Raw genomic sequence first — 7,648 nt, 5'->3', positions numbered from 1 at the left:
TCTCGGTGGTCGCGCCGATGAAGGTGAAAAGCCCCGATTCCACATGCGGCAGGAACGCGTCCTGCTGGCTCTTGTTGAAGCGGTGCACCTCATCCACGAAGACGATGGTGCGCTGCTGCTCCAGCCCGTCTCGCGCGGCCGTGGCGCGCTCGACGGCCTCGCGAATGTCTTTCACGCCGCCCAGCACGGCGCTGATGCTCAGGAATTGCGCGTCGAAGGCATCGGCCATCAGGCGCGCGATGGTCGTCTTGCCGGTGCCCGGCGGCCCCCAGAGGATGCAGGAATGCGGCTGGCCTGACTCGAAAGCGATGCGCAGCGACATGCCCGGGCCGAGCAGGTGCTGCTGGCCGATCACTTCGCCGAGCGTCTTCGGGCGAAGTCGCTCGGCAAGGGGTTGGTGGGAACTGGTGGCCAAACTGCGGGGGTTACTGCTTGACGACGTCGGCGCCAGCAGGCGCCTTGAAATCGAACACGCTGGCGGCAAGCGAGGGATTCACTTCGACCTTGCTGAACTTGAGCACCGAGCGCTGGCCGAAGCTGTCGAGGATTTCGAGCGCCGCGAGGGCGTCGCCCTGGAAGCCGACCAGCACGCTCTGCAGCTGGCCGTCCTTGTTCTTCGGCGTGGCCTTGACCCATTCGAGGCCGTCGCGCTCGGGCGCGGCTTCGAGTGTGAAGTCGGCCTGCAGCGCGCGCAGGTCGGGCGCCGCCGCAATCAGCGCCGCCGGGGTGGAGCCCAGCGCCTGAGCCTGGGCGCGCTGAGTGACCTGGTTCAGGTCGGCGTCGTAGAGCCAGAGCGTCTTGCCGTCGGCCACGATGCTCTGGGCGAAAGGCTTGCGGTAGTCGAACTTGAATTTGCCGGGACGCTGGAATTCGAAGGTGCCGGTCGATGTCTTCACGCGGCCGGGCTGGCCTTCGCGCGAGGGCGCAGTCACGGTCTGGGTGAATTCGGCGCGGCCCGATTTGACCGTCTTCACGAAAGTCTCGAGGCTTTCAAGCCCCCCGGCCCAGGCGTTGGCGGAGCAAAGAAGGCCTATCAGGAGCCAATGGCGGATTTTCAATTTGGATTCCTCGAAAAAGCTTGGAAGAAGCTATTGCACTGGGCATCGACCCTACCCGCCGCGAATTGCGGCATGTGTAGGTCTTCATGAAGATTTGCAATGCCGGCGAGCGCTTCTGCAAATTGCCTTTCAGCACGTAACCGGAATTGCGAACCGCTGCAGCGCCAATTATTCGGTGCGCGCGGGCACCAGGATTTCGCGCTGCCCGCTGCCGCTCATGGCACTGACGAGGCCGGCCTTTTCCATGTCTTCGACCAGCCGCGCGGCGCGGTTGTAGCCGATCTTCAGGTGACGCTGCACGAGCGAGATGCTGGCCTTGCGGTTCTTGAGCACCACCTCGACCGCCTGGTCGTACATCGGGTCTTTCTCGGCATCGCCACCGCCGAGCAGGTCGCCGTCACCGTCGCCATCGACCGTGCCGCCTTCGAGCACACCCTCGATGTAGTCGGGCTCGCCCTGGCTCTTGAGGTAGGCCACCACGCGGTGCACTTCCTCGTCGCTCACGAAGGCGCCGTGCACGCGGATCGGCAGGCCCGTGCCGCTGGGCATGTAGAGCATGTCGCCCATGCCGAGCAGCGCTTCGGCGCCCATCTGGTCGAGGATGGTGCGGCTGTCGATCTTGCTGGACACCTGGAATGCGATGCGGGTCGGGATGTTGGCCTTGATGAGGCCCGTGATCACGTCGACGCTGGGCCGCTGCGTGGCCAGGATGAGGTGGATGCCGGCGGCGCGCGCCTTCTGCGCGAGTCGGGCGATGAGCTCCTCGATCTTCTTGCCGACCACCATCATCAGGTCGGCCAGTTCGTCGATGACCACCACGATGTGCGGCTCGCGCTTGAGCGGCTCCGGATCGTCGGGTGTGAGGCTGAACGGGTTGTAGATGAACTCCTCGCGCGCCTTGGCTTCGTCGATCTTGGTGTTGTAGCCGGCCAGGTTGCGCACGCCGAGCTTGCTCATGAGCTTGTAGCGGCGCTCCATCTCGGCCACGCACCAGTTCAGGCCGTGCGCCGCCTGGCGCATGTCGGTGACCACCGGCGCCAGCAGGTGCGGGATGCCTTCGTAGACCGACATTTCGAGCATCTTCGGGTCGATCATCAAGAGCCGCACGTCGCGTGCCTCGGCCTTGTAGAGCAGCGACAGGATCATCGCGTTGATACCCACCGATTTGCCCGAGCCGGTGGTACCGGCTACAAGCACGTGCGGCATCTTCGCGAGGTCGGCCACCACGGGGTTGCCGATGATGTCCTTGCCCAGGCCCATGGTGAGCATGGACTTGCCTTCGTTGTAGACCTGCGAGCCTAGGATTTCGCTGAGCTTGATCGATTGGCGCTTGGCGTTGGGCAGCTCGAGCGCCATGTAGTTCTTGCCCGGGATGGTCTCGACCACGCGGATCGACACCAGCGAGAGCGAACGCGCGAGGTCCTTCGCGAGGCCCAGGATCTGCGAGCCCTTGACGCCGGTGGCGGGCTCGATTTCGTAGCGCGTGATCACCGGACCGGGCGAGGCAAGCACCACGCGCACCTCGACGCCGAAGTCCTTGAGCTTCTTCTCGATCATGCGCGAGGTCATCTCGAGCGTGTCGGCGGAGACGGTTTCCTGGCGCACCAGCGCCGCATCGAGCAGGTCGACCTGCGGCAGCTTGCTGTCGGGCAGTTCCTTGAAGAGCGGCTTCTGGCGCTCCTTGACGACGCGGTCGCTCTTGGGCACTTCGGTCATCGCGGGCTCGATCTGCACCGGCGGCGATGGCGGACGGCGCTTGGGGCGCGGCTCGATGCTGATTTCCTCGTCGTCGGGGAAATCGGTGGTCATGGCGGGGCCGTCGCCCCTGCTGCCCGAATCGCCGCGCGTGAACGCCGGCTCATCGGCTTCGGCGCGCTCGCGGGCGGCCTGCTTGCCCATGGCGATGTCGGCGGCCATTTCGCGCTTTTCGCGGCGCGATTCGAAGAGCGAGTACGCGCGGGCGCCGATGCGCTCGGCAATCAGGCTCCACGAAAAACGAAAGACCAGCGCCGAGCCGATCACGCCACCGGCGATGGCCACCAACGCTGAGCCGGTGAAGCCCATCCAACGGACGCTGGCCGGCCCCACGAGGTAGCCCAATGCGCCGCCGCCCGAGCCAGGCAGATGCGATTCGAGCCGGTACAGGCGCGACCATTCGAGCATGGCGCTCGCGCACAGCAGGAGGATGAGACCGAACCAGAACGCCACGCGGCTGCGATTGAAGCGGCCGCGGGGTGGCTGCTCGGCCGGAGCGGCCTCGCCGCCGCGCAGCCAGTTGGCCAGCGAAGAAAGCCAGGCGCGCAAGCCCGCCGCAAGGCACCACCAGACGGAATAGCCGGCCGCGTAGTAGCTGCCATCGGCAAGCCAGGCGCCGATGCGGCCGCCCCAGTTCTTGATCTCGCCGCCGGTGCCCGACGTCGACCAGGCCGCATCGGAAGGCGTGAAGCTCAGCATGGCGAGCAGCCAGAACAACAGCGCTGCGAATCCTGCGATCAGCGTGATTTCGTGGGCGAAGCGCATGGCGCGCATGCGCACGGGTTGCCCATCGGCGGCAGAAGAAGATTGAAGCGTATTGAGCGAATAGGTCATGAAAAACACGGCACCCGGCCCGTAAATCGGAGGCCGGACGCCCGAACACTACAACAAAAGGCCGGCGCCGCCTGCGGCGCCCGGCCCGAAGGCTCAAGTGAGCGTCAGGAGCCGTTCCTTGACGATCATCGACCCGTCGTCCAGGGTCTGAACGAAACCGCGCTCTTCCAGGTCCTTCATCACGCGGCTCACCATTTCGCGCGAAGCGCCGACCATCTTTGCCAGGTCCTGGCGAGAAATCTTGTCACGCACCTTGAGATTGCCGGCACCGTCGTCGACGGCAAATTCGAGCAGCGAACGGGCCACGCGGCCATAGACGTCCATCAGAGCCAGCGACTCGATCTTGCGGTCGGCATGGCGCAGGCGCTGCACCAGGCCGCGCATGATGTTGTAGGCCATCGAGGAGTTCTCGGGCAGGCAGCGCGCAAACGCATCGCGGCCCAGCATGAGAACGTCGCACTGGATCTCGGTGCGCACGGTGGCCGAGTGCGGCTCGTCGTCGATCAGGCTCATCTCGCCGAGGTAGTCGCCGGGGTGCAGCGTCGCCAGGATGACCTCGCGGCCCCGGCTGTCGGCACTGGTCACGCGGGCACGCCCGGTGAGGATGATGTAGAGCGCATCGGACTTCTTGCCCTGCTCCACGACGACTTCGGCACGCTTGAAGCGCTTCTTGATGATCGCGTCCGCGATGCTTGCGGACTGCGTGGCTGTCAACGACGCGAACAATGGAACGCGCCGAAGCAATTCAAGGTTGGACAGCATCGACATTTATCAATCCCTGATACAGCGCGCGGAGTTGGTCCAAAAGGCAAGCCAATGGATTACTACAATCGCGCGCATTGAAAACACCGTGCACCCGGTGTTGAACCGGGCGGTGATACTCCACATATATCGCTACCACCCTGAAAATGTACACGCTGCCGCAGCGTATATCCTAGGTTTTCTACTCATGTCCGCTCCCCAACACGCCAAGGTTTTGATTCTCGGCTCCGGCCCCGCCGGCTATACCGCAGCGGTCTATGCAGCCCGCGCAAACCTGCAGCCTTTGCTCATCACGGGCATTGCCCAGGGCGGTCAATTGATGACCACGACTGAAGTCGACAATTGGCCGGCCGACGTGCATGGCGTGCAAGGGCCGGAGCTCATGCAGCGCTTTCTCGAGCACGCCGAACGCTTCAAGACGCAGATCGTTTTCGACCACATCAACAAGGTCGACCTGAGCAAGCGCCCCTTCACGCTCACCGGCGACAGCGGCACCTACACCTGCGATTCGCTGATCATTGCAACAGGTGCTTCGGCCAAGTATCTGGGCCTCGATTCCGAAGAGAAGTTCATGGGCCGCGGCGTCTCTGCATGCGCAACCTGCGACGGCTTCTTCTACCGCGAACAGGAAGTCTGCGTGATCGGCGGCGGCAACACGGCCGTTGAAGAAGCGCTGTACCTGGCCAACATCGCGAACAAGGTCACGCTGGTGCATCGCCGCGACAAGTTCCGCGCCGAGCCGATCCTGATCGACAAGGTCAAGGAAAAGGTCGCCGAAGGCAAGATCGTGCTGAAGCTGCACAACGAACTCGATGAGGTGCTGGGCGATGGCACGGGCGTGACCGGGATCCGCATCAAGAACACGCAGACCGGAGAGACCGAGCAGATCGATCTCAAGGGCTGCTTCATCGCCATCGGTCACCACCCGAACACCGACATCTTCCAGGGCCAGTTGGAGATGAAGGACAACTACATCCTGACCCGCTCGGGCCTGCAGGGCTTCGCGACGATGACGAGCATTCCGGGCGTCTTCGCCGCGGGCGACGTGCAGGACAACGTATACCGCCAGGCCATCACGAGCGCGGGCACGGGTTGCATGGCTGCGCTGGATGCCCAGCGCTTCCTGGAGCAGGACGGCACGCTCTAAATCCGGGTGCTGCCCAAAAGGGCTATAATCCGAGGCTTTGCCGAAACAAGGCCCTCTCACGGGGGCTTGCTGCATTCAGGCAAAGCCGGGGTACCGCCACCCGTTTCTGGCGAGGTCAAGCTGCAAAACACCTGCAATCACCGCGATTGCGCCGGTGCCAGCTGTTCAAGAAAGAGTGTCCACATGGCACGCGTATGCGACGTAACGGGCAAAGGCCCGATGGTCGGAAACAACGTTTCCCACGCCAACAACAAAACCAAGCGCCGGTTCCTGCCGAACCTGCAATATCGCCGTTTCTGGGTCGAGACTGAAAACCGCTGGGTTCGCCTGCGCGTTTCGAGCGCTGCACTGCGCCTGATCGACAAGAACGGTATCGACGCCGTGCTCGCAGACCTGCGTGCACGCGGCCAAGCTTAAGGAGCTGAATCATGGCAACGAGCAAAGGCGGACGCGAGAAGATCAAGCTGGAATCCACCGCGGGTACCGGCCACTTCTACACGACCAGCAAGAACAAGAAGACGATGCCTGAAAAGATGTCGATCATGAAGTTCGACCCCAAGGCGCGCAAGCACGTCGAATACAAGGAAATCAAGCTGAAGTAATTCGGCTCTGGTTTTCCAACGACGAACCCGCTGCTTACCCAGCGGGTTTTTTGTTGCCTGTCGATTTACCGTGATTGATTCCTCCGCAATACCGAGGCACGACAAATACGACGCACATAAAAAAGCCGACCAGCGGTCGGCTTTTTTAATGAGGGGCTAAACCGCTCAGGCGCGTGCAGCGCGCAAACGCGTAGAGAACTCGCGCAGACCCGCAATACCGCTGGCTTCGGCCCGATGGCACCAAGCCGCCAGATCAGCCGCCAGTTGCTCGCGCGACTGCGAAGTGTTCAGCCAGAGTTGGCGCAGTTCTTCGCGCATCGTCACCATCTTGTCGAGCACCGGGTGGGCGGCACGTGCCTGCACAATGTGCGTGCGGGCCGACGCGGGGACCTTGTCGTCATCACGGTGCAGCCAGCGCTTGGCAGCCTTGAGCACCGACAAGTCGGCGCCCTTGGTCTTCAAGAGGGCCAGCTCTTCGCTGGTTGCACGGCGCATTTCACGGGCATAGCCGGCCATGACTTCATAGCGGTTGGCGATGACAGCCTCAAGCGTCTTCTCGTTGGCCACGGGCTGGATGTCGCCCATCTGCATCTTCGGCGGCACCTTCTTGACCTTGGCCCAGCCGATAGCCTGCATGGCCTGGATGTAGATCCAGCCGATGTCGAATTCGTACTTCTTCACCGAGAACTTGGCCGACGTCGGGTAGGTGTGGTGGTTGTTGTGCAGCTCTTCGCCGCCAATGATCAGGCCCCAAGGCATGATGTTCCGGCTGGCATCGGGTGCCTCGAAGTTGCGATAACCCCAATAGTGACCGATGCCGTTGATGATGCCGGCGGCGGTAATCGGAATCCAGAGCATCTGGACAGCCCACACGGCCATGCCGAGCGTGCCGAACAGCGCCAGATTGATCACCAGCATCAGGCCCACGCCTTGCCAGCTGTAGCGCGAATACAGGTTGCGTTCGATCCAGTCATCGGGCGTGCCGTGGCCGTAGCGATCGATCGTGTCCTTGTTCTTCGACTCCTTGCGGTAGAGCTCTGCGCCGCGCCAGAACACTTCGTCGATGCCCTTGACCTGCGGGCTGTGCGGGTCTTCCTGCGTTTCGCACTTGGCGTGGTGCTTGCGGTGAATGGCAACCCATTCCTTGGTCACCATGCCGGTACCGAGCCACAGCCAGAAGCGGAAGAAGTGCGAAGGGATCGGGCCCAGATCCATCGCCCGATGCGTTTGCGTTCGGTGCAGGAAAATCGTGACCGCAGCGATCGTGATGTGCGTGGTGACGAGCGTGTACAGCACGACTTGCCACCATGTGATGTCCCACAAGCCGTGTCCGAGCCATTGGATGGCCGCATTGAGAACGGCAGAGTCAGGAAGCAACATTGAGTCAGGTACTCCATAGCCACACGAAGGTGCAGCCTTAAGCTAACCAGCGATTTTAAGGCGACAGGGTCAAAACGAGGCCGTTTACCCTTCAAGAAAAGCGCTGATTA

8 protein-coding genes are annotated in these 7,648 nt (G+C 62.7%); 3 read left to right on the top strand and 5 right to left on the bottom strand.

The annotated features are described in order from the left end of the window. From RT97_RS21425 to RT97_RS21410, 4 genes are all read right to left on the bottom strand, one after another. A partial coding sequence (locus RT97_RS21425) for an AAA family ATPase (protein ID WP_155403857.1) occupies positions 1–415 on the bottom strand: 415 nt, incomplete at its 3' end. Positions 416–425: 10 nt separating this feature from the next. Beyond that, positions 426–1,058 (bottom strand): outer membrane lipoprotein chaperone LolA, encoded by a 633-nt coding sequence (gene lolA, locus RT97_RS21420; RefSeq protein WP_042580842.1) that lies wholly within the window; start codon positions 1,056–1,058, stop codon positions 426–428. A 168-nt stretch (positions 1,059–1,226) separates the two neighbouring features. Next, entirely contained in the window at positions 1,227–3,647 is a 2,421-nt protein-coding gene (locus tag RT97_RS21415) for a DNA translocase FtsK (RefSeq protein ID WP_042580845.1), read from the bottom strand. 93 nt (positions 3,648–3,740) lie between these two features. After that, positions 3,741–4,415, bottom strand: coding sequence for a Crp/Fnr family transcriptional regulator (locus RT97_RS21410; RefSeq protein WP_042580841.1), 675 nt, complete (start codon positions 4,413–4,415; stop codon positions 3,741–3,743). A 181-nt stretch (positions 4,416–4,596) separates the two neighbouring features. On the opposite strand from RT97_RS21410, the gene trxB reads away from it, so the two are divergent. From trxB to rpmG, 3 genes are all read left to right on the top strand, one after another. Further along, on the top strand, positions 4,597–5,556 hold the full coding sequence (gene trxB, locus RT97_RS21405; protein ID WP_013539843.1) for a thioredoxin-disulfide reductase: 960 nt from the start codon (positions 4,597–4,599) through the stop codon (positions 5,554–5,556). Between the two features lie 183 nt (positions 5,557–5,739). Then, on the top strand, positions 5,740–5,973 hold the full coding sequence (gene rpmB / locus RT97_RS21400; protein WP_007830293.1) for a 50S ribosomal protein L28: 234 nt from the start codon (positions 5,740–5,742) through the stop codon (positions 5,971–5,973). Between the two features lie 11 nt (positions 5,974–5,984). Next, entirely contained in the window at positions 5,985–6,158 is a 174-nt protein-coding gene (gene rpmG, locus RT97_RS21395; RefSeq protein WP_007830291.1) for a 50S ribosomal protein L33, read from the top strand. A gap of 165 nt (positions 6,159–6,323) precedes the next feature. Here the strand turns inward: rpmG and RT97_RS21390 are convergent, their stop codons facing one another. Beyond that, positions 6,324–7,538 carry a DesA family fatty acid desaturase gene (locus RT97_RS21390; RefSeq protein ID WP_042580840.1) on the bottom strand — a complete coding sequence of 405 codons (1,215 nt, stop codon included), beginning with the start codon at positions 7,536–7,538 and terminating at the stop codon, positions 6,324–6,326. Between the last annotated feature and the right edge of the window lie 110 nt (positions 7,539–7,648).

It is taken from the genome of Variovorax paradoxus (assembly GCF_000834655.1).
Taxonomy (GTDB): domain Bacteria; phylum Pseudomonadota; class Gammaproteobacteria; order Burkholderiales; family Burkholderiaceae_C; genus Variovorax; species Variovorax paradoxus_F.
Note: the sequence above shows the minus strand (reverse complement) of the source record. Positions and strands in the feature narration are given on the sequence as shown.

What these genes read in the sequence shown, in the direction of transcription:
- RT97_RS21415 (WP_042580845.1), bottom strand. Translation starts at nt 3,647, where the DNA reads ATGACCTATTCGCTCAATACGCTTCAATCTTCTTCTGCCGCCGATGGG.
- RT97_RS21410 (WP_042580841.1), bottom strand. Translation starts at nt 4,415, where the DNA reads ATGTCGATGCTGTCCAACCTTGAATTGCTTCGGCGCGTTCCATTGTTC.
- trxB (WP_013539843.1), top strand. Translation starts at nt 4,597, where the DNA reads ATGTCCGCTCCCCAACACGCCAAGGTTTTGATTCTCGGCTCCGGCCCC.
- rpmB (WP_007830293.1), top strand. Translation starts at nt 5,740, where the DNA reads ATGGCACGCGTATGCGACGTAACGGGCAAAGGCCCGATGGTCGGAAAC.
- rpmG (WP_007830291.1), top strand. Translation starts at nt 5,985, where the DNA reads ATGGCAACGAGCAAAGGCGGACGCGAGAAGATCAAGCTGGAATCCACC.
- RT97_RS21390 (WP_042580840.1), bottom strand. Translation starts at nt 7,538, where the DNA reads ATGTTGCTTCCTGACTCTGCCGTTCTCAATGCGGCCATCCAATGGCTC.